At 73.5% G+C, this 26,035-nt stretch carries 23 protein-coding genes and 1 pseudogene; 8 read left to right on the top strand and 16 right to left on the bottom strand.

Translation table 11 applies throughout. The annotated features are described in order from the left end of the window. Positions 1–70 precede the first annotated feature (70 nt). The 4 genes from ACZ4A5_RS21595 to ACZ4A5_RS21610 form a co-directional block, all read right to left on the bottom strand. Complete coding sequence (locus tag ACZ4A5_RS21595; RefSeq protein WP_467586322.1) at positions 71–421, bottom strand: VOC family protein; 351 nt, start codon at positions 419–421, stop codon at positions 71–73. Between the two features lie 72 nt (positions 422–493). Beyond that, the gene (locus tag ACZ4A5_RS21600; RefSeq protein ID WP_467586325.1) at positions 494–1,303 is read right to left on the bottom strand and encodes a class I SAM-dependent methyltransferase; all 810 of its coding nucleotides are present in this window, start codon (positions 1,301–1,303) and stop codon (positions 494–496) included. Positions 1,304–1,398: 95 nt separating this feature from the next. Continuing rightward, entirely contained in the window at positions 1,399–2,877 is a 1,479-nt protein-coding gene (locus ACZ4A5_RS21605) for a phosphatase PAP2 family protein (RefSeq protein WP_467586328.1), read from the bottom strand. Positions 2,878–2,986: 109 nt separating this feature from the next. After that, the gene (locus ACZ4A5_RS21610) at positions 2,987–3,877 is read right to left on the bottom strand and encodes an isocitrate lyase/PEP mutase family protein (protein WP_467586331.1); all 891 of its coding nucleotides are present in this window, start codon (positions 3,875–3,877) and stop codon (positions 2,987–2,989) included. A 424-nt stretch (positions 3,878–4,301) separates the two neighbouring features. On the opposite strand from ACZ4A5_RS21610, the gene ACZ4A5_RS21615 reads away from it, so the two are divergent. Beyond that, entirely contained in the window at positions 4,302–4,874 is a 573-nt protein-coding gene (locus ACZ4A5_RS21615) for a TIGR03086 family metal-binding protein (protein WP_467586335.1), read from the top strand. Between the two features lie 46 nt (positions 4,875–4,920). Here ACZ4A5_RS21615 and ACZ4A5_RS21620 read toward each other — a convergent pair. Beyond that, a pseudogene (locus ACZ4A5_RS21620) lies at positions 4,921–5,181 on the bottom strand (thiamine pyrophosphate-dependent enzyme); the annotation flags it as partial. A 370-nt stretch (positions 5,182–5,551) separates the two neighbouring features. Between ACZ4A5_RS21620 and ACZ4A5_RS21625 the strand changes: the two are divergent. The 3 genes from ACZ4A5_RS21625 to ACZ4A5_RS21635 all read left to right on the top strand — a co-directional run bounded on the left by ACZ4A5_RS21625 (position 5,552) and on the right by ACZ4A5_RS21635 (position 9,153). After that, entirely contained in the window at positions 5,552–6,400 is an 849-nt protein-coding gene (locus ACZ4A5_RS21625) for a SigB/SigF/SigG family RNA polymerase sigma factor (RefSeq protein ID WP_467586338.1), read from the top strand. Positions 6,401–6,807: 407 nt separating this feature from the next. Beyond that, entirely contained in the window at positions 6,808–8,016 is a 1,209-nt protein-coding gene (locus tag ACZ4A5_RS21630; RefSeq protein WP_467586342.1) for an aminotransferase class I/II-fold pyridoxal phosphate-dependent enzyme, read from the top strand. A 114-nt stretch (positions 8,017–8,130) separates the two neighbouring features. Beyond that, positions 8,131–9,153 (top strand): MBL fold metallo-hydrolase, encoded by a 1,023-nt coding sequence (locus ACZ4A5_RS21635; RefSeq protein ID WP_467586346.1) that lies wholly within the window; start codon positions 8,131–8,133, stop codon positions 9,151–9,153. Positions 9,154–9,177: 24 nt separating this feature from the next. On the opposite strand, the gene ACZ4A5_RS21640 is transcribed toward ACZ4A5_RS21635, so the two are convergent. Then, positions 9,178–9,696 (bottom strand): GNAT family N-acetyltransferase, encoded by a 519-nt coding sequence (locus tag ACZ4A5_RS21640; RefSeq protein ID WP_467586349.1) that lies wholly within the window; start codon positions 9,694–9,696, stop codon positions 9,178–9,180. Positions 9,697–10,115: 419 nt separating this feature from the next. Between ACZ4A5_RS21640 and ACZ4A5_RS21645 the strand changes: the two genes are divergently transcribed. Further along, the gene (locus ACZ4A5_RS21645) at positions 10,116–11,498 is read left to right on the top strand and encodes an amino acid permease (protein WP_467586352.1); all 1,383 of its coding nucleotides are present in this window, start codon (positions 10,116–10,118) and stop codon (positions 11,496–11,498) included. Here ACZ4A5_RS21645 and ACZ4A5_RS21650 read toward each other — a convergent pair. From ACZ4A5_RS21650 to ACZ4A5_RS21660, 3 genes are all read right to left on the bottom strand, one after another. Beyond that, a complete protein-coding gene (locus ACZ4A5_RS21650) occupies positions 11,488–12,249 on the bottom strand; it encodes an SDR family NAD(P)-dependent oxidoreductase (RefSeq protein WP_467586355.1) in 762 nt (253 codons plus the stop codon). The two genes, ACZ4A5_RS21645 and ACZ4A5_RS21650, sit on opposite strands and share 11 nt — an antisense overlap. Before the next feature lie 97 nt (positions 12,250–12,346). Next, entirely contained in the window at positions 12,347–12,928 is a 582-nt protein-coding gene (locus ACZ4A5_RS21655) for a TetR/AcrR family transcriptional regulator (protein WP_467586358.1), read from the bottom strand. Between the two features lie 63 nt (positions 12,929–12,991). Continuing rightward, a complete protein-coding gene (locus ACZ4A5_RS21660) occupies positions 12,992–14,767 on the bottom strand; it encodes a hydroxysqualene dehydroxylase (RefSeq protein WP_467586361.1) in 1,776 nt (591 codons plus the stop codon). 178 nt (positions 14,768–14,945) lie between these two features. Between ACZ4A5_RS21660 and ACZ4A5_RS21665 the strand changes: the two genes are divergently transcribed. Then, positions 14,946–15,254 (top strand): 4a-hydroxytetrahydrobiopterin dehydratase, encoded by a 309-nt coding sequence (locus tag ACZ4A5_RS21665; RefSeq protein WP_467586364.1) that lies wholly within the window; start codon positions 14,946–14,948, stop codon positions 15,252–15,254. Between the two features lie 183 nt (positions 15,255–15,437). Here the strand turns inward: ACZ4A5_RS21665 and ACZ4A5_RS21670 are convergent, their stop codons facing one another. From ACZ4A5_RS21670 to ACZ4A5_RS21685, 4 genes are all read right to left on the bottom strand, one after another. Then, complete coding sequence (locus ACZ4A5_RS21670; protein WP_467586367.1) at positions 15,438–15,908, bottom strand: Asp23/Gls24 family envelope stress response protein; 471 nt, start codon at positions 15,906–15,908, stop codon at positions 15,438–15,440. An 86-nt stretch (positions 15,909–15,994) separates the two neighbouring features. Continuing rightward, complete coding sequence (locus ACZ4A5_RS21675) at positions 15,995–16,825, bottom strand: aldo/keto reductase (protein ID WP_467586370.1); 831 nt, start codon at positions 16,823–16,825, stop codon at positions 15,995–15,997. Positions 16,826–16,918: 93 nt separating this feature from the next. Then, positions 16,919–18,745, bottom strand: a complete 1,827-nt coding sequence (locus tag ACZ4A5_RS21680) for an AMP-dependent synthetase/ligase (RefSeq protein ID WP_467586373.1) — start codon at positions 18,743–18,745, stop codon at positions 16,919–16,921. A 156-nt stretch (positions 18,746–18,901) separates the two neighbouring features. Further along, a complete protein-coding gene (locus tag ACZ4A5_RS21685; protein ID WP_467586376.1) occupies positions 18,902–19,786 on the bottom strand; it encodes a LysR family transcriptional regulator in 885 nt (294 codons plus the stop codon). Positions 19,787–19,871: 85 nt separating this feature from the next. Between ACZ4A5_RS21685 and ACZ4A5_RS21690 the strand changes: the two genes are divergently transcribed. Then, a complete protein-coding gene (locus ACZ4A5_RS21690) occupies positions 19,872–20,882 on the top strand; it encodes a bile acid:sodium symporter family protein (RefSeq protein ID WP_467586380.1) in 1,011 nt (336 codons plus the stop codon). Between the two features lie 303 nt (positions 20,883–21,185). Here ACZ4A5_RS21690 and ACZ4A5_RS21695 read toward each other — a convergent pair whose 3' ends face one another. Both ACZ4A5_RS21695 and ACZ4A5_RS21700 read right to left on the bottom strand, forming a co-directional pair. Then, positions 21,186–23,150: an exo-alpha-sialidase gene (locus tag ACZ4A5_RS21695; RefSeq protein ID WP_467586383.1), complete on the bottom strand. Its 1,965-nt coding sequence runs from the start codon at positions 23,148–23,150 to the stop codon at positions 21,186–21,188. Between the two features lie 137 nt (positions 23,151–23,287). Further along, positions 23,288–24,220, bottom strand: coding sequence for a quinone oxidoreductase family protein (locus tag ACZ4A5_RS21700; RefSeq protein ID WP_467586387.1), 933 nt, complete (start codon positions 24,218–24,220; stop codon positions 23,288–23,290). An 84-nt stretch (positions 24,221–24,304) separates the two neighbouring features. On the opposite strand from ACZ4A5_RS21700, the gene ACZ4A5_RS21705 reads away from it, so the two are divergent. Further along, positions 24,305–24,748: a MarR family winged helix-turn-helix transcriptional regulator gene (locus tag ACZ4A5_RS21705; RefSeq protein WP_467586389.1), complete on the top strand. Its 444-nt coding sequence runs from the start codon at positions 24,305–24,307 to the stop codon at positions 24,746–24,748. A gap of 45 nt (positions 24,749–24,793) precedes the next feature. Here ACZ4A5_RS21705 and fdhD read toward each other — a convergent pair whose 3' ends face one another. Then, positions 24,794–25,627, bottom strand: coding sequence for a formate dehydrogenase accessory sulfurtransferase FdhD (fdhD, locus tag ACZ4A5_RS21710; protein ID WP_467586392.1), 834 nt, complete (start codon positions 25,625–25,627; stop codon positions 24,794–24,796). Between the last annotated feature and the right edge of the window lie 408 nt (positions 25,628–26,035).

Raw genomic sequence — 26,035 nt, forward strand, 5'->3', positions numbered from 1 at the left:
AAAAGCCCGCCGCAGGAGAGGGGCGCGCCGCCCAGGTCGAAGCTGAGGGCGGGGCACCCCACACCCGCCCTCAGCCCGGCTTGCGGTCCACGTATTCGAAGATCAGCCCATCCGGATGCCGCGCCACCAGATTCCGCCCGATAGGCGTCGGCACCGGCCCCGCGATGATCTGCGCCCCCACCGCCTGGAGATCCGCCAGGGACTCGTCGACGTCCGAGACCGCGATCGTGGCCGTGATCTTCCGCAGGATCGACAACTCCCGCTCCGGGCCGCTCATCAGAAAGAAGCATCCGACGGCGGCCACCGAGACACCACCGCGCTGGAAGCGGAGCGCTTCCGCGCCGGTGAGGCGTTCGTAGACGGCGACGGCGGCATCGAGGTCGTCGACGCACACCCTTAGCGAGGTCCCCAGAATGTTCATGGGAACAAGGCTAGTTGGAGGCGGTGCCCCCGCGGGCCCGGCGACCGGAACAAGCCGCCTGCCCCGTAGGCGTCATACCCTGCACAGGAGTTCGGCGTTCAGGACCGCGAACCACGCGTCCGGCGAGCCGCCCCACGTGTGCCACGCCCCGGCGATCCGGCGCAGGCCCGCCTCGTCCGTGAAGGAGCCGGACACGGCGAGGTCCGCGTAGGACGACGCGACCGTGCGGTCCGCCCACAGGCCGCTCCACCACGCCCGCTCCTCCGGGGAGGCGAAGCACCACGCGGAGGCGGTGGCGGTGATGTCGGTGAGCCCGGCGGCACGGGCCCAGGCGAGGAGGTGGCGGCCGGCGTCGGGTTCGCCGCCGCCCCCGCGGGCGACCCGGTGGTAGAGCTCCAGCCACTCGTCCAGCCCCGGCACCCGGGGATACCAGGTCATGGCCGCGTAGTCCGCGTCGCGCACCGCGATCACCCCGCCGGGCCGGCACACGCGCCGCATCTCGCGCAGCGCGCCCACCGGATCGCCGAGGTGCTGGAGCACCTGGTGGGCGTGGACGACGTCGAAGGAGTCGTCGGGGAAGTTCAGGGCGTGGACGTCACCGACCGTGAAGCGCGCGTTCTCCAGGCCCCGTTCACCGGCCACCGTCCGGGCCCGGTCCAGGATCTCCTCCGCCGTGTCGAGGCCCACGACCCGGCCCTGCGGCACGAGCGCGGCGAGGTCGGCGGTGATGGTGCCCGGACCGCAGCCGATGTCCAGGATCTCCAGGTGCGGCGTCAGTTCGGGCAGCAGATACGCGGCGGAATTGGCGGCGGTGCGCCAGGTGTGCGAACGCAGGACGGATTCGTGGTGTCCGTGGGTGTAGACGGCGGACGTTTCCGGCATGGCGGTCCCCTCGGCGTGCGCCCGCTCCGGTGCGGGCGGGTCCCCTCACCGTACGCAGCGCTCCCGCATCATGAGAACACCGTCTCGTCATTCGGTCAGGGTGTCGTCGGGAGGCGGTAGACGACCAGCGCCTCGTTCTCCTTCGAGAGGGTCAACGACCGTGGCGCGGGCGCCAGTTCACCGTCGTACGCCAGGTGTGTGCCCGGCTCGATACCGTCGATCCGCAGGTGCCGCAGCCTGGCGGATCTCAGCACGGGCGAGTGCTTGAGGTCGCCGGTCAGCGCCGCCAGCAGCAGCCGCGTACGGGCCAGCCGGCCGCCGGAGACGGTGCGGACGTCCAGCACGCCGTCCGCCAGGTCGTGCCGCCGCAAGGGCGTGAGTCCCAGGCCCCGGTAGGTGCAGTTGCCCGCGAAGAGCATCCACAGCTCCCGCGACCTGCCGTTGATCTCGATCCGCGTCGGCCGTGCCGTGCGCAGCACCTGGACGGCGGCCAGCACCCCGGCGGGCCAGGCGCCGATCCGCGAGGCCCAGCGCTCCCGCACCCGCACCAGCTCGGGGTAGGCGCCGATGCTGAAGGTGTTCAGGAACCAGCCGTGCTCACCCATCCGCACCAGGTCGATGGCCACCGCCTCCCCGGACTCCACGGCCCGGCAGGCGTCGGCGACGGTCTCGATGCCCAGGTCGTACGCGAAGTGGTTGAGCGTGCCACCCGGCAGCACGGCCAGCGGCAGCCCGTACCGTCTGGCGGTGGCGGCCGCCGCGCTGACGGAGCCGTCGCCGCCGAACACCCCGAGCGCGCCGCCGAGTTCGAAGGCGCGGTTGGCCGCCCGCTCCAGCGCCTTGTCCAGCGGCTCACCGGGCCCGTCGGCGTTCGGGCCGGTCTCGATGACCTCCGCGCGCGGGAGTACCGCCCGCACCTCGTCGGCGGCGTCCGGGCGCACGCCCACCCGCTGCCCGGCGGCGGGGTTGGTGACCACGACGAGCCCCGCGCCGCCGGGCAGCGCCGGGGCGTCCGCCCGGGGCCGCGCGGGCGGCGCGAGCTGGGCGCGCGTGGGCGCGAGGCCGCGGACGGCGAAGGCGGCACCCGCGCCGAGCGCCGCGCCCGCGAGCACGTCACCCGGATAGTGGACGCCGGTGTAGACCCGCGAGAAGCACACGGACGCGGCGATCGGCGCCAGCGCCAGCCCCCACCCGCGGTTCTCCAGGGCGACCCCGGCCGCGAAGGCCACGGCCGAGGCGGAGTGCCCGGAGGGGAAGGACGTCGTGACCGGCTGGCGGGCGAGCCGGCGTACGAGCGGCACGGCGTCCAGCACGGGCCGCACGCGGCGCACGGAGCGCTTGCCGAGGGTGTTGACCGTGGCGGAGGCGACGGCCAGCGAGGCGATCCCGCGGAGCGCCGCGCGCCGGGCGGGCCGGCCGCCCGTGGCCGCGGCGCCCGCCGCCAGACCGAACCACAGGAGGCCGTGGTCCGCGGCGCGGGAGAGCCGGGGCAGGGCGCGGTCGGCGCCCGGCCAGTGCCGTCCGGCCACCGCCAGGAAGGCTTTCCGGTCCCAGGTGTTCAGTGTGCGGCGCATGGAGTGCCGGGTACCCCCATGCGCCGCGTCGATGCCCCTCGGATCCGCGGCGGACCTCCGCGGAGGCCGGCCGGGCCCGGTCCCGCGGCCCGGCCGGCCTCCGGGCGGGTCAGGACGTCACGGGCACCTTCGGGGCGCCGTCGCGGTCGTGGTGGCGGCTGATGTTCTTCTCCAGCAGGGCCAGGCACTCGGCCACCCCCACGCTGTCCGCCGTGAATTCCGGCAGCCGGCCGTCCGCGGCCTTCAGGCCGGTCAGCGCCGTGTCCATCGCGGTCTGCGCGGCGAAGAGGCACGGCGTGCTGTAGATCGCCACGTCGACGCCGAGCGCGCCGAGCTCCGGGAGGGAGAGCCGGGGGGACTTCCCGCCCGCTATCTGGTTGAAGAGCAGCGGTTTGTCGCCGATGACCTCGCGGACCTTGCGTATCCAGTCGACGCTGCGGACGCCGTCGACCAGCACCACGTCCGCGTCGGTGGCCGCGAGCGCCTTCGCGCGGCGCAGGATCTCCGCCTCCTCCGTGGCGTCGGTGCGGGCCACGACGACGAGGTCGCGGCGGGACTCGAGGACCATGGTGAGTTTGTCGAGGTACTCCTCCAGCGGCAGCACCTGTTTGCCGTCCACGTGGCCGCAGCGCCGCGGCCGTTTCTGGTCCTCCAGGATCACCCCGGAGGCGCCGATGGCCTCCAGGTGCTGGACGACGTGGCAGGCCGTCTCCGGGTCGACGTAGCCGTCGTCGATGTCCACGAGCAGGTGCTGCGCGGGGAAGGCGAGCCGCAGCCGCTGGACGAAGGCCACCAGGTCGGGCCAGGCGATGAAGCCGATGTCGGGCAGGCCGTAGTGGGACGCGGCGAAGCCGAAACCGGAGACGAACATGCCGTCGTAGTGCTGGGCCGCGGCGGAGGCGGAGAACATGTCGAAGACACCGATCAGGGGTGTCGTTCCGTCTTCGGCGATGGCCGCACGTAGCCGATCGGGGTGGTTCACGGGTACCCTCCGGAACATTGGGTCGCGTCGATGCGACGCCCCGGCCGGCCGCCTGCGAAGCTCCGGTCCGGTACGCGCGCATTCACGGGACACATCTGGGAAACGCAGCAAGGACAGGGCCGAGACCCACGCCGGCGGGCGAGGGGTCCCGGCCTTTGTTCATGTGGATCCGTGTTCGGGTGGTGCCGTCCGGACATTAGTCAAGGAATGGTCATGCGGCAATGTTGGGTGAGTAAAGAAGAGTTCGCCGCGATGCTTTTGAGCCGATCGCCCCAACGCCCTTGAACCACCGGCGCGTCCACCGCCGGAAGGCCCCCGGGCCCGCTGTCTCGCCGCATTCCGCGGACCGGGGGGGAAGGGTGCGTCCGGGCGGCCCGCCCACAATGGCGCGTTCACCCCGCCCGCCTCGCCGCCGTCCGCCTCCGCGCCGACAATGGGTGCCATGAGTTCCGACACGCTGCTCGAGCGGCACGCCGAGGCCCTCGCCCTGTTCACCGACCGTGTGCACGCCGTCGGCCCCGGTCAGTGGGGCGATCCGACGCCCTGCACCGAGTGGACCGTACGCGACCTGGTCAACCACCTCACCGCCGAACAGCTGTGGGTGCCGCCCCTGTTGGACGGCGCGTCCATCGCGGACCTCGGCGACTCCCTCGACGGCGACGTGCTCGGCGAGGACCCCGTCGCCGCCTGGGACGCCGCCGTCGCCGCGGCCCGCGAGGCGTTCGGCGCGCCCGGCGCCCTGAAGCGGACGGTCCAGCTCTCCTACGGACCTACCGAAGCGGGCGCCTACGCCTCGCAGATGGTCTCCGACGCGGTCGTGCACGCCTGGGACCTCTCCCGGGCCATCGGCGCCGACGAGCACCTCCCCGCGGCCCTCGTGGAGTTCACCCTGCGCGAGGTCGAGCCGTACGCCGGAACCCTCTCCGGCACCGGCCTGTTCGCCGACCCGGTCAAGACGCCCAAGGACGCCGACGCCCAGACCCGGCTGCTCGCACAGCTGGGACGGAAGGTCTGAACCACCGGGCGCGCGCTCGCACTTCGCAGACCGGACCCACGTCCGTCGGGAGCGGCGGCACCGCCGAGCCGGTCACGAACTCCACCACCACCGGCGCCTGCCGCCACGCCCCCTCCACACGCTCGGGCCGGTCCACACGGATGCCGGTCATCCCGACCGAGCGCCCGAACGCCGCGTACGACCCTCCCACCGCCCGTGGTACTTCGCGGCGGTGATCAGCTCGGCCATGCCGTTCATCCGCATCGCGCCGTCCCCCCACCAGCCCCACCACCGGCCGGTCCGGGTGCGCGAACTTCGCGCCGACCGCGTCGTGGGACACCAGCGGTGACGGGGCCCGCGCCACGTACTCCGGTTCACCGGCTCCGCCGCCGTCCCGTACGGGTGGCCGGCGCCGCGTCCGGGCGGTCAACGGGGCATGTCCTCCTGCCAGGTGCGGCGGTACGGCGGACGGGCGCGCGGCCGGTCACCCTCCATCGAACCCCCGCGGGCGGCCCCGCGCCGTCCGCCGACCGGCCCGGTTTACCCCCGGCGGCCCCGGGCAAGCGCACCGTGTGCTCCGGACCGGAAGCACGTCCGCGGGAGCCGCCACCGGGCTCCGGGCGTGCGCGGTTCCCGTCCGGAAGCCCCTCGTGCCGGCACTCCCGTGGTCACCGTCACACCGTTCCAGGGAGACCTCCATGCCCATGACCCGTGCGACGACAGCCCCCACCGCCACCGCCCCGCGCGGCCGCGCCCACCGTGCCACGCCCCGCCCGCACCCGCACCACGACGCGCCCGACACCCAGCCCGCCTTCCGCCGCCTCGCCGCCCTGCCGGACGGGCCCGCCAAGGACGCCCTGCGCCAGCAGATCGTCCGCGCCTGGATGCCCATGGCCGAGCGGCTCGCCCTCCAGTTCCGCAATCGCGGCGAGACGGTCGAGGACCTACGCCAGGTCGCGTTGCTCGGCCTGGTCAAGGCCGTGCACCGCTACGACCCCGACCGCGGCTCCGCGTTCGAGAGCTTCGCCGTGCCCACGATCGTCGGGGAGGTCAAACGGCACTTCCGCGACCACATGTGGGACGTCCACGTGCCACGCCGCGTCCAGGAGCTCCGCAACCGCGTGCGCGCCGCCTGCCACGAGCTCACCCGCTCCCCGGACGGCCGCGGCCCCGGCGCCGAGGAGATCGCCCGCCACACCGGCCTCACCGAGGACGAGGTACGCGCCGGGCTGGAGGCGCTCCAGAGCTACAACACGCTCTCCCTCGACGCGGAACTCCCCGGCACCGACGACAACTACGCCCTCGTCGACACCCTCGGCGAGCCCGAACCCGGCTTCGACCTCGTCGTCGACCGGGAGTCCCTCAAACCGGCGTTACGCGCGCTGCCGGAGCGTGAACGCGAGATCCTCTATCTGCGCTTCTTCTGCGACATGACGCAGAGCCGCATCGCGGACCATCTGGGCATCTCCCAGATGCATGTCTCCCGCCTGATCTCGCGGACGTGCAGCCGGTTGTGCGAGCGGGTGTGTGCGCAGGGGGTGGCTTGACGGTTCCGGGTGCGGGTTGCTTGCGCCTGCGGTGCTTTTTGTTCCCCAGCCCCGCCCCTTCCCGGCTGCATCTGATGTGCGGCTCCGCCGCGTGGGGGGCGAGCCCCCAGCCCCTCAGCAACACGCTTCGCGCGTTGTCCTCAAACTCCCCCAGCTACCTCCCCCCAGACTCCGTCCGGGGGTGCCCCCAGAGGTGCCCCCAACGGGCTGGAAATCCAGCCCGTCCGGCCTTTCAGGGCGCTGGGGTCCGGGGTCTCCCCGGTTTCGGGAAGGGGCGGGGCCGGGGAACAAAAAGCGCCGCCCGGAGTCACCCGCGCAGCCCGTGTCGGGCCGCCCCCGTGCCAGGGATCTGCCAAGGTGGTCGCAGAGCCAAGGTGGTCGCGGAGCCGAGGCGGGCGGAGGTACGGATGCAGGCGAGCCTTCCGGCGCTCCCGGCCGTCACCGCCCCGGAACGCGGCCTCCCCGTACTGCCCGAGCTCGCCGCCCGCCTCGCCGAAGCCGCCGCCCGCAGCGAGCCCGAACCCCTCGGCGGCGGCTCCGCGCTGCGCGCCGCCGCCTGCGGCTACTGGACCCGGCGCGGCCTGCCCACCGGACCGGACCAGGTCGTCGCCGCCCCCGGCGGCCCCCCGCTGCTGCTCGCCCTGCTCGCCGCGGCGGGCGGCGACGTCCTCCTCACCCGCCCCTGCGCCGCGTGGTATCTGCCGCTCGTCCGGCTCGCCGGGCGCCCCGCCTTCCACGTGCCCGTGCCGGCCGAGTGCGGCGGCGTGCCCGATCCGTTCGCGCTGCTGGAGACGGTGCGCCGGATCCGTGCCGAGGGCGGCCGGCCGCGCCTGCTCGTCCTGTCCGCCGCCGACGACCCGACCGGCACCATCGCCCCGCCCGAGATCCTGCACGAGGTCTGCGAGGCGGCGGTCGCCGAGGACATGACCGTCGTCAGCGACGAGACCTGGCGCGACACGCGCCACCACCGGGGCGGGACCGTCTTCCTCGGCCCCGCCGAGATGTGGCCCGAGCACGTCGTCGTGCTCACCGACCTCGCCGGGGCCCTCACCCCCACCGCCTGGCCCGCCGCCGTGGCCCGCTTCCCCGTCGGCGGCCGCGGCCCCGTCCTGCGGGCCCGGGTCACCTCGGCGCTCGCCGCCGTACGCGCCGAACTGGCGCCCCCGGTCGCCGCGGCCGCCGCCTACGCCCTGGCCGAGCCCGGGCCCGTACGCGCCCGGACGGCCGCCGCCGCCCGGCTCTACGGCACCCTCGGCGCCGCCGCCCGCGAACGGCTCGCCACCGCCGGGGTGCTCAGCCGCCCGCCGCAGACCGGCCCGTATCTCTACGCCGACCTCGGCGAGCTCCGCACCTCCCTCGCCGCCCGCGCCATCACCGACTCCGTCGAACTGGAGGCCCACCTCAGCGCCGCCCTCGGCCGGCCCGTCCCCGGCGGCCACCGCTTCGGGGACGCCCCCGACGACCTCCGGGTCCGGCTGTCCACGCCGCCCCTCCTCGGCACCACCGAGGCCGAACGGCAGCGCGCCCTGGCCGCGCCGGACCCGCTGGCGCTGCCCGGCGTCCGGGCGGCGCTGACCGAATTCGGCTCGGTCTTCGGCGAACTCGCCGACGGCTGACCTACCGTCGATGCCGACCGTGCGTACCGATCCTCCAGCGCCCGCCGGGCCGCCGCCCCCGAGGCCGGCCGCGCGCAGCACCACAACGGTTCCCCATGGAATGGAGCCCACTCGATGACCGAACAGACCGAGCGCTCCCTCACCGAGCCCCCCGACTCCCTCACCCGGCCCCGGCCCCGCCCCCTCGGCGAGAACCGCCTCTGGCCGCGGTCCTTCGCCCACCGCCTCACCACCCCGCTGCCCGGGATCCGCGCCCTCGCCCGGCTCGCCCGCGAGCGCAGACTGCGGCCCGACCCCGCCGCCCTCGGGCAGGTCCCCGCCCTGCCCGTCGAGCTCGGCCCGCTGCCCGTCGTCGACGCCACGACCACCGCCGTCACCTGGGCCGGGCACGCCAGCTGGGTGCTGCGCGTCGGCGGCCTGACGGTCCTCACCGACCCGGTCTGGTCCCGCAAGATCCTCGGCACGCCCGCCCGGCTCACCCCCGTCGGCGTCCGCTGGGAGGATCTCCCCGCCGTGGACGCGGTCCTGATCAGCCACAACCACTACGACCACCTCGACGCCCCCACCCTCAAGCGCCTGCCCCGCGACACGCCCCTGCTCCTCCCGGCGGGCCTCGGCCGCTGGGCGCGGCGGCGCCGCTTCACCCACGTCACCGAGCTCGACTGGTGGGAATCCGTCGAACTGCCCGGTCCGGCGGGCCCGGTCCGCTGCGACTTCGTCCCCGCCCACCACTGGAGCAAGCGCACCCTCACCGACACCTGCCGCTCCCTGTGGGGCGGCTGGGTGCTCACCTCCCCCGGCGGGCACCGGGTCTACTTCGCGGGCGACACCGGCTACGGCCACTGGTTCGAGGCCATCGGCCGCCGCTACGACGGCATCGACGTCGCCCTGCTGCCCATCGGCGCGTACGACCCGCGCTGGATGCTCGGCCCCGTCCACACCGACCCGGAGGAGGCCGTACGCGCCTGCGGCGACCTGGGCGCGCGGGTGATGGCCCCCATGCACTGGTCGACGTTCGTCCTCTCCGCGGAACCCCCGCTGGAGCCGCTGCACAGGGTCCGCGCGGCATGGGAGTCGACGGGGCGCCCCAGGGAAGACCTGTGGGACCTGCCGATCGGGGGGAGCCGGGTGCTCTAGCCGCCCGCCGGCGGGCCCCCGCCGTCACGCCTCCAGCACATGGACCCGCACCGGTGCCCCCGACGCCGGTGCGACCGTCTCGCGCTCCTGGCGCATGCCCAGCTTCCGCATGACCGCCTCCGAGGCGGCGTTGCCGACCTGGTGCACGCCCACCACCCGGGCGAGCCCCCGGTCCCGCAGGGCGAAGTGCAGCACGGCCCGCGCCGCCTCGGTCGCGATGCCCCGGCCCCAGAAGGGGCGGCCCAGACGCCAGTCGATCTCCACGGCGGGCAGGATCTCGGGCAGATAGTCCGGCACGGTCAGCCCCGTGAAACCGGCCAGGCGCCCCGTCTCCCGCACCTCCACCGCGAAGAGGCCCACTCCCCGCTCGTCCCACTCCCGCTCCCACCGCGCGATCACTTCGGCGGTCCGCTCCCGGTCCCGCACGGAGCCGTTCACGACGCACCGCATCACCTCCGGATCGGCGTTGATGGCTGCCATCGGCTCCAGGTCGTCCTCGCGCCAGCGGCGCAGCGTCAGTCGGGGCGTACGAAGCGAGGTCATGCCCGCATCCTGCCCAGGGCCCCCGCCCCGGAAGCCACGGCAAGCACTCTTCTCCCTTGGCCGTCACCCGAGTTCAGCGCTGGAGCCGCGCCCGCGAGACGCGCCACCCGGCGAGGACGCGTCCAGCCGCGGGCGTCGGCGACGCGGTGGACGGGGGCGGTCCCGTGCACCGTCCGCCTCGCCTCGTGGGACGCCCGCCGCCGCCACGGTGTCCCAGGTCACATGGGTGCCCGCGACCGCCCCCGGGCGGGGGTGGTGGACGAATGACGGTGGGCGGGGGGCCTCGCAGCACCTTTTGCGGTCGGCGGTGCCGCTCCGCGGGACAAAAATCACGGATTTTGCGGAGGTCAACCCTCCGGTCACCATGTCCTGTCGCACAGATCCGCGACCTGCCCGCAGGACGAGAGGCGCACCACCTCATGCACGACACCGACGGCAAGAACAGCCGCCGTTTCGGCCTACCGACCGCGGTCGCCCTGGTGATGGGAAACATCATCGGTGGCGGCATTTTCCTGCTGCCCGCTTCCGTCGCGCCGTTCGGCACGGTCAGCCTGCTCGCGTTCGGCGTTCTCACGGTCGGCGCGATCGCGCTGGCCCTGGTCTTCGGCCGGCTCGCCGAGCGCCATCCGCGTACCGGGGGACCGTACGTCTACGCCCGCGAGGCCTTCGGCGACTTCGCCGGGTTCCTGTCCGCCTGGTCGTACTGGACGATGACCTGGGTCAGCAACGCCGCCCTGGCCGTCGCCGGCGTCGGCTACTTCCATGTGCTCACCGGGGGCACCTCCTCCAAGGGCACCGACCTCGTCGTGGCCCTGGCCGCCCTCTGGCTGCCCGCGCTGGTCAACCTCGCCGGCACCCGCTGGGTGGGCGCCATCCAGCTGATATCCACCGTGCTGAAGTTCGTCCCGATGCTCTTCGTCGCCGTCGTGGGCCTCTTCTACTTCGACCCCGCGAACCTCGGTGCCTTCACCGAGGGCGGTGGTGACTGGGTGGGCGGCCTGACCGCGTCGGCCGCGATCCTGCTCTACAGCTACGTGGGCGTGGAGTCCGCCGCCATGAGCGCGGGCGAGGTCCGCGACCCGGAGCGCAACGTCGGGCGCGCCAGCGTGCTCGGCACCATCGGCGCGGCCGTGGTCTATCTGCTGGGCACGCTGTCCGTCTTCGGCACCGTCCCGCACGACAAGCTCGTGAAGTCCACCGCGCCGTTCTCGGACGCCGTGAACGCGATGTTCGGCGGCCACTGGGGCGGCACGCTGATCGCGGCCGCCGCGGTGATCTCGATCATGGGTGCCCTCAACGGCTGGACGCTGATGAGCGCCCAGGCCCCGTACGCGGCGGCGAAGGACGGCCTCTTCCCGGCGGCCTTCGGCAAGAAGCGCCGCGGGGTGCCCACGGTGGGCGTCCTCGCTGCCGCCGTGCTGGCCTCGCTGCTGACCCTCGTCAACTACACCCTCGGCGAGGGCGGCGTCTTCGAGATCCTCGTCCTGATCACCACCTTCTCCGCGACCGTGCCGTATCTGCTGGCCGCGGCCGCGCAGGTGTACTTCCTGCTGACGGGGCAGCGCGACAAGGTCCGCACGGGCCGGCTGGCGCGGGACATGGTGCTCGCCCTCGGCGCGTTCGCCTTCTCCTTCTGGCTGGTGGCCGGCGCGGGCTACGCGGCGATCTACCAGGGCGTGCTGTTCCTCTTCGCGGGCATCCTCGCGTACGTGTGGATCGCGGCCCGCCGCCCGGCCTCCGGCACGTCCCAGGAGGACGCGCCGGAAGCCGCCGAGCCGGTCGCGGAGTCCGTCAGGCGGTGATGCCGCCGTCGAGGAGGAGGTCGGCGCCCACGGTGAAGCCGGCCTCCTCCGACGCGAGGTAGAGGACCGCGGCCGCTATCTCGCCGGGGGCGCCCGCGCGCCCCGCCGGAACGGTCTGCCGCATCCGCTCCGCCTTGTCCCCCGCGGACTCGCCGGGACGGCTGGACATCGGGGTGTCCACGGGGCCGGGGCTGACCGCGTTGATGCGGATCCCGTCACCGATGTGGTCCCGTGCGGCGTTGCGGGTGAGCGCCGAGACGGCCGCCTTGCTCGTCGCGTACGCGCCGAGGCCCTCCACGCGCAGATGGGCGCCGAGGTTGGACGAGACGTTCACGATCGCGCCGCCGCCATGGGCCCGCATGTGGCCGATCTCGTGCTTCATCGACAGCCACACGCCCTTGACGTTGGTGGCGAGCGCCGAGTCCCAGTCGTCCTCGGAGATGTCGGCGACCTTGGCGGGCGGCACGAACAGACCGACGTTGTTGACGGCCACGTCGAGGCCGCCGAAGTGCTCGACGGTGCGCGCGACCAGCGCCTGGACGTCCGCGGACACGGTCACGTCGGCGGTGACCGCGAGGGCCTCGCCGCCTTCCTTCTCCACCAGCGCGACGGTTTCCGCCAGCGGCTCGGCCCTGCGGCCCGCGACCACGAGCCGCGCGCCCTCCTGGGCGAAGGCGAGCGCGATGGCCCGGCCGATGCCCGTACCGCCTCCGGTGACGAGAACGGTCCTGCCGGTGAAGCGTGCGGTCATGACGACTACCCCTCGGTTTCTCTCGAACAAGCTTGAACAAGAATGATCGGTCTTGAATAAGGGTGGCAATGGGCCCGGCCCCGAGCGGGAGCCGCGCTCAGTCCAGCAGGGACAGCGCCTGCGCGGCCGCGTCCCGCAGCCTGGCCGGCCCCGGGTCCGCCTTGCCCACCACGCGCATCCCCTGCATCAGCACCATCAGCATCCGGGCCAGCGCGACCGGCTCCCGCCCGGCGGGCAGCTCGCCCTGCGCCCTCGCCCGCATCAGCGCCGAGACGAGCGCGGTCTCCAGCGCGTGCCAGCTCTCCCCGACCCTGCGGGCCGCGGCCGGGTCGTGCGCCGCGAGCTCGACGGCCGTGTTGGTGACGAAGCAGCCGCGCCGCAGGTCGTCGCGGGCGGCCTCGTCGGCGAACCGCCGCACCAGGGCCCGCACCGCGGGCAGCGCGGGACCGGGCTGCGACAGCTCCTCCACGATCCGTGGATCACCCTGCTCCCCGTAGCGCTCCAGGGCCTTCAGATAGAGCTCGCGCTTGCTCCCGAAGGTCGCGTAGAGACTCGCCCGCGCGATGCCGAGGTGCTCGACGAGATCCGTCAGCGACGTCGCTTCGTAACCGCGCCGCCAGAACAGCTCCAGGGCTGACTGAAGGGCGGCGTCCGGGTCGAATTCCTTGGTCCTGGCCACGTGTCCGACCGTAGACCTATCCAGAACGATCAGTCAATAATCGGCGGGCGGTGCCGCGGGGCGCTATCCCACGTCGAGCGCGTTCGGCAGCCCCAGGCCGTACCGCACCTCGTCGTTCCCCCTGAAGAACTCCAGCTCGGGCGCGCGGTACAGCGGGATCACCGCGCACCGCTCCGCTGTCGATCCCACCGTGTCCAGCAGGGCGTTGACCGCCGCGCGGGCGGACGCGTTGGCCCCCTCCATCGTGGCGAGGTCGATGTCGGTGGCGATGTAGTCACCGCAGAGGAAGAGGTTGGGGATGGCCGTACGCGCCTGCGGGCGGTTGAACCACGTGCCCACGGGGTGGATGAGGAGCTGCTCGTCGTTGACGGGCCGCGGACCGCCGATCTCCACCGCCGGGTCGAGGAACCACGAGTGCAGGGAGGCGTCGCTCAGCACCGTGCGCCCCGTGTCGTTGAGCCCCGCCTTCATCTGCGCCCACACCTCGCGGGCGACCTCCTCGCGCGTGCACTGCTTGGCGGTCCTGCCGTAGAGGATGCCGGGCTTGTCCCACTCGGAGACATCCGCCGACAGGCAGTCGACGGCCACGCCGTCACCGTAGTCGGCGCGGAAGTCCCGGCCGGACCAGAACTGCGCCTGCCCCACGGAGGTGATCGACCAGGGGGAGTCGATGTGGTTGACGTGGCCGTGGACGATGGGTACCGGCTCCGTCAGATAGAACTGAATGCCCGTCATCCAGTCGGTCCGCAGCGCGTCGCAGCGGCCCAACTGCGGGTCGGCGGCGCGCACTTGCGCGTTCCAGGTGGTACGGGCGTGCTCCACCGGCATGGCCGAGACGAAGTGGTCGGCGGTCACCGGCCGCCGGGCCCCGGCGGGGTCCTCGACGACGGCCTCGGCGATCCGGCCGCCGTCGAGACGGAGGTCCCGCACGGTCCAGCCGACGCGGAAGGTGACACCGAGCGAGCGCAGACAGCTCACCCAGGGGTCTATCCACGCCTCGTCGGTCGGGGCGTTGAGCACCCGGTCAGGCTCGCCGTCCGCGCCCCGGCCCAGCACGTTGAAGAGGAACGCCTCCACGCAGGTGCAGACGGTCCGGGTGCTGGCGACCTCCGCCTTCGTCGCCACGATGTTGCGGGTGATTCCTATGGCCAGCAGCCGCTGGTAGTTCGGGGACATGCGCGCGGCGCGGATGAACTCCCACCAGGGCATCCGCTCCCACGCGTCGAGCCGCCGCCGCTCACAGCTGGTGAACCAGACGAGCATCCGGTCGGCGAAGTACGCCAGCTCGCCGGCCGGGATGTTGCCGAACGCGTCGAAGAAGCCGAGGAGCGCGCGGCGCAGGGCGTCCGGGGTGAGGAGGGCGGGCGGCCGGCCGAGGGTGTGGAAGGGCAGCCGGATGTCCTCGTGGCCGATCCGGGCGAACAGCTCCTCGGAGGACGGCACGAGATTGTCGTGGCAGCCGCCCGGGTTGCCGGGGAAGGGGATGCGGCGCAGGGTGTCGGGGAGGTTGCGGTAGAAGCCGGGGAAGAAGCGGAAGCCGTGCTCGGCGGGCAGGGGTCTGCGGTTGCCCCGCGCGCTCCCCGGCACGCCCATGCTGCGGGCCTTGCCGCCGGGGGCCTTCTTCTCGTACACCGTCACCTGGAAGCCGCGCTCGGCGAGTTCATGGGCCGCGGTCAGCCCGGCGACGCCGCCGCCGAGCACCGCGACGCTCTGCCCGCCGGATCTCCGGCGGGGCGCCGCGGCCGCCCGTCCGCCCGCGAGCGAGGGGGTTCCGGCCGCCGCGGCGACCGCCGCCGCGCCACCGAGGAAACCCCTGCGTGTGCCGCCCGTACCGCCCATGTGCCCAGCCCCCTGCCGCCGGTGAACCGTCACTTCCGGCGCCGGAGCATATGGGCGTCACCTGTACCCCGGAAGGCTTCAGAGGACTCGCTGTGCGTCGCCCCGCACATTGACGCGAAACCGCCCCCGTCCCGTGGGACGCTTGGGTAACCGGCACCCGCGACGAAGGGGATACCTCATGGCCGTCGAACCGCTCTCGCAGAAGGACGTCGAGGACCGCCTCCAGGAGCTGCCCGGCTGGACGACGGACGGTGACCGGATCAGCCGCACGTACTCCTTCGAAGGGCACTTCCAGGCGGCGGCGATGGTGATTCACATCGCCCAGATCCAGGAGGAGTTGGGGCATCACTCGGATCTGACGCTGGGTTACAACACGATCCTCGTGAGCGTGAACACGCACAGTGTGGGCGGGAAGGTGACGGGGCTGGACGTGGAGCTGGCGCGGCGCGTGGAGGCGATCGCCTCCGGGCACGGGGCGCGTTCGTAAGGGCCTTGCGCTTCGGCCGTGGACCGGTCGGCGCCTGCGGCGGGCGGCCTCGAACGCCGGCCGGGCTGGTCTTCCGCGGACCGCAGTCAGCGGATTCAGCCCGTCCGGCGCTTGAGGACAACGCGGCGAAGCCGCGTTGCGGCGCGCGCCGGTTGTGGCGCACGGCCCCGGTCAGGGCAAGGGTCAGTGGACCCTCGACTCCGATTCCAGCGACTCGTCGTCGTCCGGCAGCCGGACGTCCACCACCGCGATGTTGACCTCGACCACTTCGAGGCCGGTCATCCGCTCGACCGCGGCGATGACGTTCTCGCGCACCTCGCCCGCGACCTCCGTGATCGGGACGCCGTACTCGACCACGATGTCGAGGTCGACCGCCGTCTGGCGCTCGCCGACCTCGACCTTCACCCCGCGCGTGACGTTCGACCGCGCGCCGGGCACGCGCTCGCGCACCGCGCCCAGCGTGCGGGCGAACCCGCCGCCGAGGGTGTGCACGCCCGGCACCTCACGGGCGGCCAGGCCCGCGATCTTCTCCACGACGCCGTCGGCGATCGTGGTCCGGCCGCGGGTGGCCGCCGGCGCGTCGGCACCGGGTGTGCTGGGCTGGACCGTCGTGCCCTGCTCGCCGGACGTGGCTGTGGACGGGCTCGTCGTCATGACCGTCTCTCCTCGACTCGGTGGTACGGCCGGTTTCCGCACCCGGACTTCTGTCCGGTACCGCCGAGCTCATCCATGCCCGTCCGTCAGAGGTCGAACTCGTCCGGATCCGGCCCGAGCCGGGTGCCGTTGTCCAGCCCGGCGAGTGCCCGCAGGTCCTCGCCGTCCAGCTCGAAGCCGAAGACGTCGAGGTTCTCCCGGATCCGGGACGGGGTCACGGACTTGGGGATGACCACGTTGCCCAGCTGGAGGTGCCAGCGCAGCACGATCTGGGCCGGGGTCCGGTCGTGCTTGGCGGCGAGGCGGACGACGACGGGGTCGGAGAGCAGCCCCTTGCCCTGGCCGAGCGGGGACCACGCCTCCGTGGCGATGCCGTGGCGCGCGTGGTAGGCGCGCAGCTCGGACTGCGCCAGGTTCGGGTGCAGCTCGATCTGGTTCACGGCGGGGACCACGGAGGTCTCGGCGATCAGCCGCTCCAGGTGGGCGGGCTGGAAGTTGCAGACGCCGATGGCCCGGGCCCGGCCGTCGGCCTGGAGCTTCTCCAGGGCCTTGTAGGTGTCCACGAAGGTGTCGCGCGCCGGCACGGGCCAGTGGATGAGATAGAGGTCCACGTAGTCCAGGCCGAGCCGCTCCAGGGACGCGTCGAAGGCGCGCAGCGTGGGGTCGTAGCCGTGGTCGGAGTTCCACACCTTGGTGGTCACGAAGAGCTCGCCGCGGGGGAGGTCCGTCGCGGCGATGGCCTTGCCCACGCCCCGTTCGTTCTCGTAGATCGCGGCGGTGTCGATACTGCGGTAGCCGGTCTCCAGCGCGGTGGTGACGGCATCGAACGCCTGATCGTCCGGCACCTGCCATACGCCGTAGCCCAGCTGGGGCATCTCGACGCCGTTGTTCAGGGAGATGGAGGGGACCTTGCTCACGAGCATGGATCCTTACGTCGGTCGTGCAGTGACGTCCATCGTCAACCGGAATCTACGCCACCGCATTCCCGGTTGACCCGTGCCGCCGCGAGGTCACCTCTGGTAGAGCGCCTCCACCTCCCGGGAGTAGGCACTCTCGACGGCCCGGCGCCTGAGCTTCAGCGACGGCGTCAGCAGCCCGTGCTCCTCGGTGAACTGGGCGGACAGTATCCGGAACGCGCGTATCGACTCCGCCTGGGACACCTGGGTGTTGGCCGCCACCACCGCCCGCCGCACCTCGGCCTCCAGCTCCGGATCGCGCACCAGCTCGGCCGGCTCCCGCCACGGCTTGCCCCGCAGCCGCAGCCAGTGCCCCACCGCCTCCAGGTCGAGGGTGACCAGCGCGGCCACGTACGGGCGGTCGTTGCCGACCACGACGCAGTGGGATATCAGCGGGTGCGAGCGCACCCGGTCCTCCAGCGGCAGCGGTGACACGCTCTTGCCGCCCGAGGTCACCAGGATCTCCTTCTTCCGGCCGGTGATGGTGAGATAGCCCTCCTCGTCGAGCGCGCCCAGGTCCCCGGTGGCGAACCAGCCGTCGCGCAGCACCGCGTCCGTCTCCCGCCCGTCGCCGAGATAGCCGGAGAAGACCTGCCCGCCGCGCAGCCAGATCTCGCCGTCCTCGGCGATGCGCACGGTCGTGCCCGGCACGGGCTGCCCCACCGTCCCGAAGCGGGTCCGCTCCGGCGGGTTGGCGGTCGCGGCGCCCGTGGTCTCCGTCAGGCCGTACCCCTCCAGGACGCTCACGCCCGCGCCCGCGAAGAACAGCCCCAGCTCGCGGTCCATCGCCGAGCCGCCCGACATCGCGTACCGCACCCTGCCGCCCAGGGCCGCGCGCACCCGGGCGTAGACGAGCCGGTCGAAGACCTGGTGCTGCACGCGCAGCCCGGCGCCCGGCCCCGGCCCGGTGCCGAAGGCCCGCTCCTCCAGCGCCCGCGCGTACCGCACCGCCACGTCGACGGCCTTGTCGAAGGCGCCGCCCCGCCCCTCGGACTCCGCCGCGCGGCGGGCCGCCGCGAGGATCTTCTCGAAGACGTACGGCACGGCGAGCACGAACGTCGGCTGGAAGGCCCGCAGATCCGGCAGCAGCGCCGCTGCCGTCAGCTCGGGCTGGTGGCCCAGCTTGACCCCGCCGCGCACCGCCGCGACCTGCACCATCCGCCCGAAGACGTGCGCCAGCGGGAGGAAGAGCAAGGTGGCGGCCGTCTCGCCCGGCCGGGAGCGGAAGACGCCCGCGTAGCGCTCCACGACGTTGTCGGCCTCCGCCATGAAATTGGCGTGGGTCAGCACACAGCCCTTCGGGCGGCCGGTGGTGCCGGAGGTGTAGACGACGGTCGCCGGGGTCGAGGCGGTCAGCGCCAGCCGGTGCCGGTGCACGACCTCGTCCTCGATCCGCTCGCCCGCGGCCGTCAGCGCCTCGACGGCGCCCGCGTCCAGCTGCCACAGCCGGGTCAGGCGCGGCAGCCCGTCGACGACGGAGCCGACGGTCATCGCGTGGTCCTCGTGCTCGACGACGCAGGCGCTGACGTCCGCGTCGCGCAGGATCCAGCCGACCTGCTCGGGCGAGGAAGTGGGGTACAGCGGCACGGACTGCGCGCCGACCGTCCACAGGGCGAAGTCGAAGAGCGTCCACTCATAGCGCGTACGGGACATCACGGCGACCCGGTCGCCGAACCGGATCCCCTCCGCGAGCAGGCCCTTCGCCAGCGCCAGCACCTCGTCGCGGAAGGTCGCGGCACTCACGTCCCGCCACCGGCCGTCCGGGCCCTTGCGGGCGAGCGCGACCTCTTCCGGGTGCTCGGCCGCGCGGTCGAAGACGACGTCCGCCAGTCCTCCGACGTGGGGCGCCGTCACCAGCGGTGGGACCGTGAACTCGCGCAACTGGCCAGCTCCTGCTTGTTTCTCGTGACGCTCCGTGCAGCGCCGTGACCGTACCCGATCCGGGTGGGTCATGAACCCTTTTCCGTACGGCCTTGCCCCGTCCCGGCACGGAATCCCCACGGCGTCTGCGCTTGTCGTCCACCCCTGGGGCGGGTGTCAGCCCGCGCCGCCGGGCGGACCCGGGGTCTGGAGGCGGTCGCCGGAGGCGAGGATCGCCGAGGCCAGTGCCTCCGCCGGGCCCCGCGCGGCGGCACCCGGGCCGTGCATGAGCACCACGTCGATCCCGCCCAGCTCCGGCAGGCCCGCGCGGGCCGGGATCCGCGCCAGGCCCGGCGGGATCATGCCCTGCGTGTGGGCCATGACGCCCAGCCCCGCGCGGGCCGCCGCCACCAGGCCGTTGAGGCTGCCGCTCGTGCACGTCACCCGCCAGGCGCGCCCGTCCCGCTCCAGCACCTCCAGGGCGCGGGCCCGGGTCACCGCGGGCGGCGGGAAGACGACCAGGGGCAGCGGCCGGTGCGCGTCCAGGCGCAGCCGCTCGCTGCCGATCCACACCAGCCGGTCCCGCCAGACCAGCCGCCCGTGCGGCTCGTCGGGGTGCCGCTTGACCAGCACCAGGTCGAAGCGCCCGGCCTCCAGCTGCTGGTGCAGCGTCCCCGAGAGGTCCACGGTCAGCTCCAGATCCACATCCGGGTGGTCGCTGCGGAAGCCCTCCAGGATCTCGGGCAGCCGGGTCAGCACGAAGTCCTCCGACGCCCCGAACCGCAGCCGGCCGCGCAGCCGGGTGCCCGCGAACCAGCCCGCGGCGCGCTCGTTCGCCTCCAGGATCGTCCGGGCGAAGCCGAGCATCGCCTCGCCGTCCTCGGTCAGCTCCACGCCGTGGGTGTCCCGCGCGAACAGCTGCCGCCCCGCCGCCGCCTCCTCCAGCCTGCGCACCTGCTGGCTCACCGTCGACTGCCGCAGCCCCAGCCGCCGCGCGGCCTGCGTGAAGCTCAGGGTCTGGGCGACGGCCAGGAACGTACGCAGCTGCACGGGATCGAACACCCCACCAGGCTATCGCCATCAGTGATAACAGTCAGTGCGGTGAACGGGGTTCCCGATATCGCAGGTCAGAGGCAGGCTGGGGACCATGCGACGCCCTGCCTTCCTCTCCCGCGTCCCCGTGGACCCCTACATAGCCGCCCTGCTCGGCACGGTGCTCCTCGCCGCCCTGCTCCCCGCCCGCGGCGCCGCCGCACCGATCGCCGGCGGCAGCGCCACGGGGGCGGTCGCGCTCCTGTTCTTCCTCTACGGCGCCCGCCTCTCCACCCGCGAGGCGATGGACGGCCTGCGCCACTGGCGGCTGCACGTCACGGTCCTGGCCTGCACGTTCGTGCTCTTCCCCCTGCTGGGCCTGGCCGCCCGCGGCCTCGTCCCCTACGTCCTGACCCCGCAGCTCCACTCCGGACTGCTCTTCCTGTGCCTCGTCCCCTCCACCATCCAGTCGTCCATCGCCTTCACCTCCATCGCGCGCGGCAACGTGGCGGCGGCGGTCTGCGCGGGCTCCTTCTCCAGCATCGTCGGCATCGTCCTCACCCCTCTCCTCGCGGCCCTGCTCCTGGGCAACAGCGGCGGCGGCTTCTCCGCCCACTCCCTGCTCTCGATCGTCACCCAGCTCCTGATCCCCTTCCTCGCCGGCCAGCTGCTGCGCCGCTGGGTGAGCGGCTTCCTCGTCCGCCACAAGAAGGTCCTGGGCTACGTCGACCGGGGCTCGATCCTCCTCGTCGTCTACGCGGCGTTCAGCGAGGGCGTCATCCGCGGCATCTGGCACCAGGTCACTCCCGTACGCCTGCTGGCCCTGCTGGGTGTCGAAGCGGTCCTGCTGGCCGTCATGCTCACCCTCACCACCTACGGCTCCCGCCGCCTCGGCTTCAGCCGCGAGGACCGGATCGCGATCATCTTCTGCGGCTCGAAGAAGAGCCTTGCCGGGGGCTTGCCCATGGCCGGGGTGCTTTTCGGGGGGCAGGCGAGTCTGGCTGTCTTGCCGTTGATGCTTTTCCATCAGATGCAGTTGATGGTTTGCGCGGTGCTTTCGAAGCGGTACGCGAGGGAGGTGGCGGTGGGTGATCCGGTGGTACGTGAGGTGGCGGGGCGGGTGTGAGTGACGCCTGCGGCGGGCTTTTCCCCAGCCCCGCCCCTTCCCGAAACCTGGGCTACGCGCCCCGGGCCCCAGCAACACGGCTTCGCCGCGTTGTCCTCAATCGCCGGACGGGCTGAATGTGCTGGCTACGGTCCGCACCATCAGCCCGTCCGGCGATTGAGGACGCGCCCGCAGGGCGCTCCCGCCGCAGGCGGCAACGAAACCCGCAGCCGGGGGTCCGGGGCACGCGCCCCCACGCGGCGGAGCCGCACATCAGATGCAGCCGGGAAGGGGCGGGGCTGGGGAAAAAGCCCGCCGCAGGCGTCAGCGCCCCGCCCGCCCATCCAGCCGCAGCCAGGTCAAGAGCCCCCGCGCCCCCACCCCACCATTCGCCCCCCGCAACCGCGAAAGCTCGCTATCCGACAACCCCCGCCCATACACCCGCACTTCATCCATCGATCCCAGGAAATACCCCCGGCCATCCGGCCGTTGCCCCACATGCACGCCGAACGTGGACGTACGGCTCACCGACCCGGCGGCACCCCCCACCCCCACCGACGCCCCGTCCACCGTGAGGGTGAGGCGGTCGCCCCCGCGGCGCAGGGCCGCGAAGTGCCAGCGGTCATCGCGGTACGCGCCGGGCAGGCGTGCCGTCGCCGAGTGGGCCGGTCCCGGGCCCGTCACCGCGGTGAGGGAGCCGGTGACGCCCCGGGCGTCGCTGCGCAGGGAGACCTGGGGAGCGCCGCCGACCCCGCCCAGCCACAGCAGCGGCTCCTCCCCACGCCTGGCGGAGGACTGCCTGAACCACAGCACCGCCGTGAAGTCCCGTTCACCGAGCGGGAGTTCGGGCCGGAAGGGCAGCCGTACCGCGTCGTCCGTGCCGTCGAACGACAGCGCCCCGCCGAAGCGGCCCTCAACCGGCCGGGCCCCGCCGAGAACGTACGCGGCCGGCGCGCCCGGGGCCCGGTCCGGTGTCGTCGGGTCGGGGCCGCGGCGCGGGCCCAGCCAGTCCTCGGTGAAGCGGGCGAAGCGGATCTCGTCCTTCGCGTCGGCCCTGCCCGCCTCGTAGAGCAGGCCGGCCGTCCCGGGGGAGATGACGGCCAGATCGGAATAGCCGGACCAGTCGGCGGTGACGCGCCTGCCGCGTTCGACGCTCTCCCAGGTGCGCCCCTGGTCGTAGGAGGAGCGGATGGTCATCGCGCGGCGGCGGTCGGGGTCCGCGGGCGCGGAGAGCAGCCAGCGGCCGTCGCGCAGCGGCACGACGGCTCCCTGCACCATGGGGGCGTAGAGGTCGGGCAGCGCGCGGAAGGGGTGCTCGAAGGTCTCCCCTCCGTCGCGGCTGACCGCGACATCGCGGTTGCCGAGGTCGGTGCCGCCCTGCTCACGGCCGTTGACGTGGATCGCGCCGTCGCTCCGCTCGGCGAGGGTGAGTTCGGAGGGCATCTGGTCATAGGTGCCGTCGGGCGCGATGCGGTGGGTGTCCACCGCGCCCAGCCGCCAGTGCGCGCCCCCGTCGTCGCTGAGGGCGAGCGCGGCGTGGGTGGCGGTGACCCGGCTGCCGTCGTGGCTCTGGGCGTTGACCCCGACGACGAGGCGGCCGCGGTGCGGCCCGTGGGTGAGCTGGATGCCGTGGCCGGGGCCGGTGGCGTACCAGGAGTTCCAGCCGCGCGGCCGGATCTGCCCGGTGATGTCGCGCGGCCGCGACCAGGTCGAGCCGTCGTCGTCGCTGTACTGCGTGTGCGGGGTGCGGTCGCAGGGGACGTCGCAGTTGCCCGCGTCCGGGCGGCCCGCGTTGTAGGTCGTCGTGACCACGATCCGGCCGGTGCGCCGGTCGACGACGGGCGCCGGGTTGCCGTGGGTGTCGCCGTGCCCCTCGTCGACGATCCGCAGCGGCCCCCAGGTGCGGCCGCCGTCGGTGGAGCGCTTGAGGACGAGGTCGATGTCGGTGGCGTCCCCGCAGTTGTGTCTTCGGCCCTCGGCGAAGGCGAGCAGGGTGCCGCGGGCCGTGGTCACGAGCGCGGGGATGCGGAAGCAGGCGTAGGTGCTCCCACCGTCCTCCCCGGTCTCGCCCTCCTCCTCCCCGGCGTCGGGCTCGTCCCGGCCCGCCGCGAACAGCACGCGCTCCTCGAACCCCGCCGGTCCGGTCGCCCCGGCCCGCACGGGCTGGAGCGCGAGGGCGAGCAGCGCGGCCGACATCGCGGCCGCCGCCGTGCGCCCGGCGGCGCGGCGGGTGCCGGGGGGCGGGGAGGTGACGGTGTGTCGGTGACCTGTGCGGGGGAGCGGCGCCATGGCCCGGCCCTTTCGCGTCGAGGCACTGCGGGAGCTGTCGTGACACGCGGGAACCGGGCAGTGCGTCCGCCGCTGCCCGGTCAGCCCGAACGTACGGGGCGGGCCGTGGTCCCACAAGGCCGGTTGCGCCAATGAGCTCACACGGGGCGCAGTACCACCTTGCCGAGATTGACGCGCGACTCGATGATCCGGTGCGCCTCGGCGGCTTCCTCCAGCGGCAGTTCGGCGTGGATCCGGGGGCGCAGCCGCCCGGTGGCGAAGAGTTCCCACAGTTCCCGGCGCCACTGCTCCATCAGCGCGGGCCGGTGCCGGGCGATGAGCGCCATCTGGAAGCCGACCGCGGACTTCGCGCCGGCCAGCAGGTCGTACGCCTCGATCGTGCCGCCGCCCGAGCTGTACGCCACCAGCCGCCCGCCGGGCGCGAGTGCCGCGAGCGCGGGGGAGAGGAGCTCGCCGCCGACCGCGTCCAGGACGATGTCGACCGGCGCGATGCCGGCGAGCGCGTCGTACGTCACGACCTCGTCCGCGCCCAGCGACCGCACGAAGCCGGCCTTCGCGGCTGAACTCACCGCGCCCACCACCCGCTTCGCGCCGCGCGCCCTGGCGAGCTGTACGGCCAGGTGGCCCACGCCGCTCGCCGCCGCCGTCACCAGCACCGACTCGCCCTCGGCCGGTCGTGCGGCCGCGTAGGCGCCGAGGGCGACCAGGCCGCAGCGCACGAGCGCGACGGCGTCCGTGGCGCTCGCGGAGGCGGGCACCGGCGAGGCCATGGAGGAGCGCAGGAGGGAGTGATCGGCGTAGCCGTCGGCGAAGCACAGGCCGGTGACGCGGTCGCCGACGGCGAAGCCGGTCACGTCCGGGCCGAGGGCGACGATCTCCCCGGCCACCTCGCCGCCCAGGCTCGCCGGCAACGCCTGGCCGCCCTCGTGCACCTTGCGTACGACGGGCAGGGTCACGCCGACGGCCTCGGTGCGCAGCAGGAGCTCGCCGGGGCCGGGGCGGGGGAGGTCCGTGGTCTCGACGCGCAGGACCTCGGGGCCGCCGTTCTCGTGATACCGGACACGGCGCATGGGCACCTCACAGATGTCGTTGGGGAGCCCAACGTATACCTGTTTCATTGGTAGGCCCAATGTTTTCTTCGGTAGGCTCCCGCCATGGCAGAGAACGAGCCCGCGCTCACCCGGATCCGCACCCTCCCCAGCTGGCTGCTCAACCGCGCCTCCGCGCGCGGCCGCCGCCTCGTCGGCGAGGCCCTCGCCCGCGAAGGGATGCGCATGCCGCACCACGCCGTGCTGTCCGCCGTCGCCGACCTCGGCCCGGTCGCCCAGGCGGAGCTCGGCCGCACCACCGGCTTCGACCCCAAGGACATGGTCGGCATCCTCAACGACCTCCAGGCCGCCGAGCTGATCACCCGCGCCCCCGACCCCGCCGACCGCCGCAAGAACGCGATCTCCCTCACCCCCGAGGGGCACCGGCTCCGGGCCCGCCTCGCGATCCTCGGCGAGGAGGCCAACGAGACGCTCCTCGCCGTGCTCTCGCCCGCCGAGCGCGAGCAGTTCCTGGCCCTCCTGACCCGGGTCGCGCAGGTGCGGGACTGAGCGCCGCGGCCGGCCCGGCGGCACCCGCGGGCCCAAGGGCCGCCGTCAGTCCAGTACGACCCGCTGCTCACCGGCGTACACGTTCATCGACGAACCCCGCAGGAAGCCCACCAGCGTCAGCCCGGTCTCCACGGCCAGGTCCACCGCGAGCGACGAAGGCGCCGACACCGCCGCGAGTACCGGGATCCCCGCCATGACCGCCTTCTGCGCCAGCTCGAACGAGGCGCGCCCCGACACCAGCAGCACCGTCCCCGACAGCGGCAGCAGCCCCTGCTGGAGCGCCCGCCCGACGATCTTGTCGACCGCGTTGTGCCGGCCCACGTCCTCGCGCACGTCGAGCAGTTCGCCGTCCGCGGAGAACAGCGCCGCGCCGTGCAGGCCGCCCGTCCGGTCGAAGACCTGCTGCGCCGCGCGCAGCCGGTCGGGCAGTACGGCGAGAAGTTCCGGCTCCAGCCGCATGGGTGACGGTCCGTCGGAGATCGGATGCCGCGCGGTCGTCCGTACGGCGTCCAGGCTCGCCTTGCCGCACAGGCCGCACGACGACGTGGTGTAGACGTTGCGCTCCAGCGCGATGTCGGGCAGCGGGACGCCGGGGGCGAGCCGTACGTCCACCACGTTGTACGTGTTCGAGCCGTCGTCCGTCGCACCGGCGCAGTAGACGATGTGGGCCAGCTCCTCCGCGCTGCCCAGCACGCCCTCGCTGACCAGGAACCCGGCCGCGAGCGCGAAGTCGTCGCCGGGGGTGCGCATGGTGATCGCGAGCGGCTTGCCGTTCAGCCGGATCTCCATCGGCTCCTCGGCCACCAAGGTATCGGGGCGGGTGCCGACGGCTCCGCCCCGGATGCGGATGACGCGGCGTCGCGCGGTGACCCGTCCCATGTCGATCAGTCCCGGTGCTGGTGGTGGCGGTGGACGCTTCATTCTCTCCGGTGCGTTGCGCTTCGCGGTGGGCGGGGTTCGTGGCGCTTTCGGGTGCGTTGCCGGGTGGCGGGTGCGTTGCTGCTTGCGGTTCGGGTGGCCTCAATCGCCGGCCGGGCTTTGGTTGTGGGGTTCGCCGTTGTCTGGTGCGGGTTGTCTGCGCCTGCGGCGGGCGGCCTCAGTCGCCGACCGGGCTTGGGTGTGTGGTGGGTGCCGGGGGCGGGTCTTCCGGACTGGGGACCTGGAACGCGGTGCGGGTGCGCTCCCGCGCATTGAGTGCCCCGAATTCGCACCGCGTTCCAGAACCCCACCCTCCAGCCCCACCCCCTCCCACCGGAGAGCACGTGCGGGACGTATCCGCTTCAGGGT

The sequence above is a fragment of the Streptomyces sp. NPDC025618 genome (genome assembly GCF_055558795.1).

Coding starts and splice junctions, on each gene's coding strand:
- ACZ4A5_RS21595 (WP_467586322.1), bottom strand. CDS start 421: ATGAACATTCTGGGGACCTCGCTAAGGGTGTGCGTCGACGACCTCGAT.
- ACZ4A5_RS21600 (WP_467586325.1), bottom strand. CDS start 1,303: ATGCCGGAAACGTCCGCCGTCTACACCCACGGACACCACGAATCCGTC.
- ACZ4A5_RS21605 (WP_467586328.1), bottom strand. CDS start 2,877: ATGCGCCGCACACTGAACACCTGGGACCGGAAAGCCTTCCTGGCGGTG.
- ACZ4A5_RS21610 (WP_467586331.1), bottom strand. CDS start 3,877: ATGTTCCGGAGGGTACCCGTGAACCACCCCGATCGGCTACGTGCGGCC.
- ACZ4A5_RS21615 (WP_467586335.1), top strand. CDS start 4,302: ATGAGTTCCGACACGCTGCTCGAGCGGCACGCCGAGGCCCTCGCCCTG.
- ACZ4A5_RS21625 (WP_467586338.1), top strand. CDS start 5,552: ATGCCCATGACCCGTGCGACGACAGCCCCCACCGCCACCGCCCCGCGC.
- ACZ4A5_RS21630 (WP_467586342.1), top strand. CDS start 6,808: ATGCAGGCGAGCCTTCCGGCGCTCCCGGCCGTCACCGCCCCGGAACGC.
- ACZ4A5_RS21635 (WP_467586346.1), top strand. CDS start 8,131: ATGACCGAACAGACCGAGCGCTCCCTCACCGAGCCCCCCGACTCCCTC.
- ACZ4A5_RS21640 (WP_467586349.1), bottom strand. CDS start 9,696: ATGACCTCGCTTCGTACGCCCCGACTGACGCTGCGCCGCTGGCGCGAG.
- ACZ4A5_RS21645 (WP_467586352.1), top strand. CDS start 10,116: ATGCACGACACCGACGGCAAGAACAGCCGCCGTTTCGGCCTACCGACC.
- ACZ4A5_RS21650 (WP_467586355.1), bottom strand. CDS start 12,249: ATGACCGCACGCTTCACCGGCAGGACCGTTCTCGTCACCGGAGGCGGT.
- ACZ4A5_RS21660 (WP_467586361.1), bottom strand. CDS start 14,767: ATGGGCGGTACGGGCGGCACACGCAGGGGTTTCCTCGGTGGCGCGGCG.
- ACZ4A5_RS21665 (WP_467586364.1), top strand. CDS start 14,946: ATGGCCGTCGAACCGCTCTCGCAGAAGGACGTCGAGGACCGCCTCCAG.
- ACZ4A5_RS21670 (WP_467586367.1), bottom strand. CDS start 15,908: ATGACGACGAGCCCGTCCACAGCCACGTCCGGCGAGCAGGGCACGACG.
- ACZ4A5_RS21690 (WP_467586380.1), top strand. CDS start 19,872: ATGCGACGCCCTGCCTTCCTCTCCCGCGTCCCCGTGGACCCCTACATA.
- ACZ4A5_RS21695 (WP_467586383.1), bottom strand. CDS start 23,150: ATGGCGCCGCTCCCCCGCACAGGTCACCGACACACCGTCACCTCCCCG.
- ACZ4A5_RS21700 (WP_467586387.1), bottom strand. CDS start 24,220: ATGCGCCGTGTCCGGTATCACGAGAACGGCGGCCCCGAGGTCCTGCGC.
- ACZ4A5_RS21705 (WP_467586389.1), top strand. CDS start 24,305: ATGGCAGAGAACGAGCCCGCGCTCACCCGGATCCGCACCCTCCCCAGC.
- fdhD (WP_467586392.1), bottom strand. CDS start 25,627: ATGGGACGGGTCACCGCGCGACGCCGCGTCATCCGCATCCGGGGCGGA.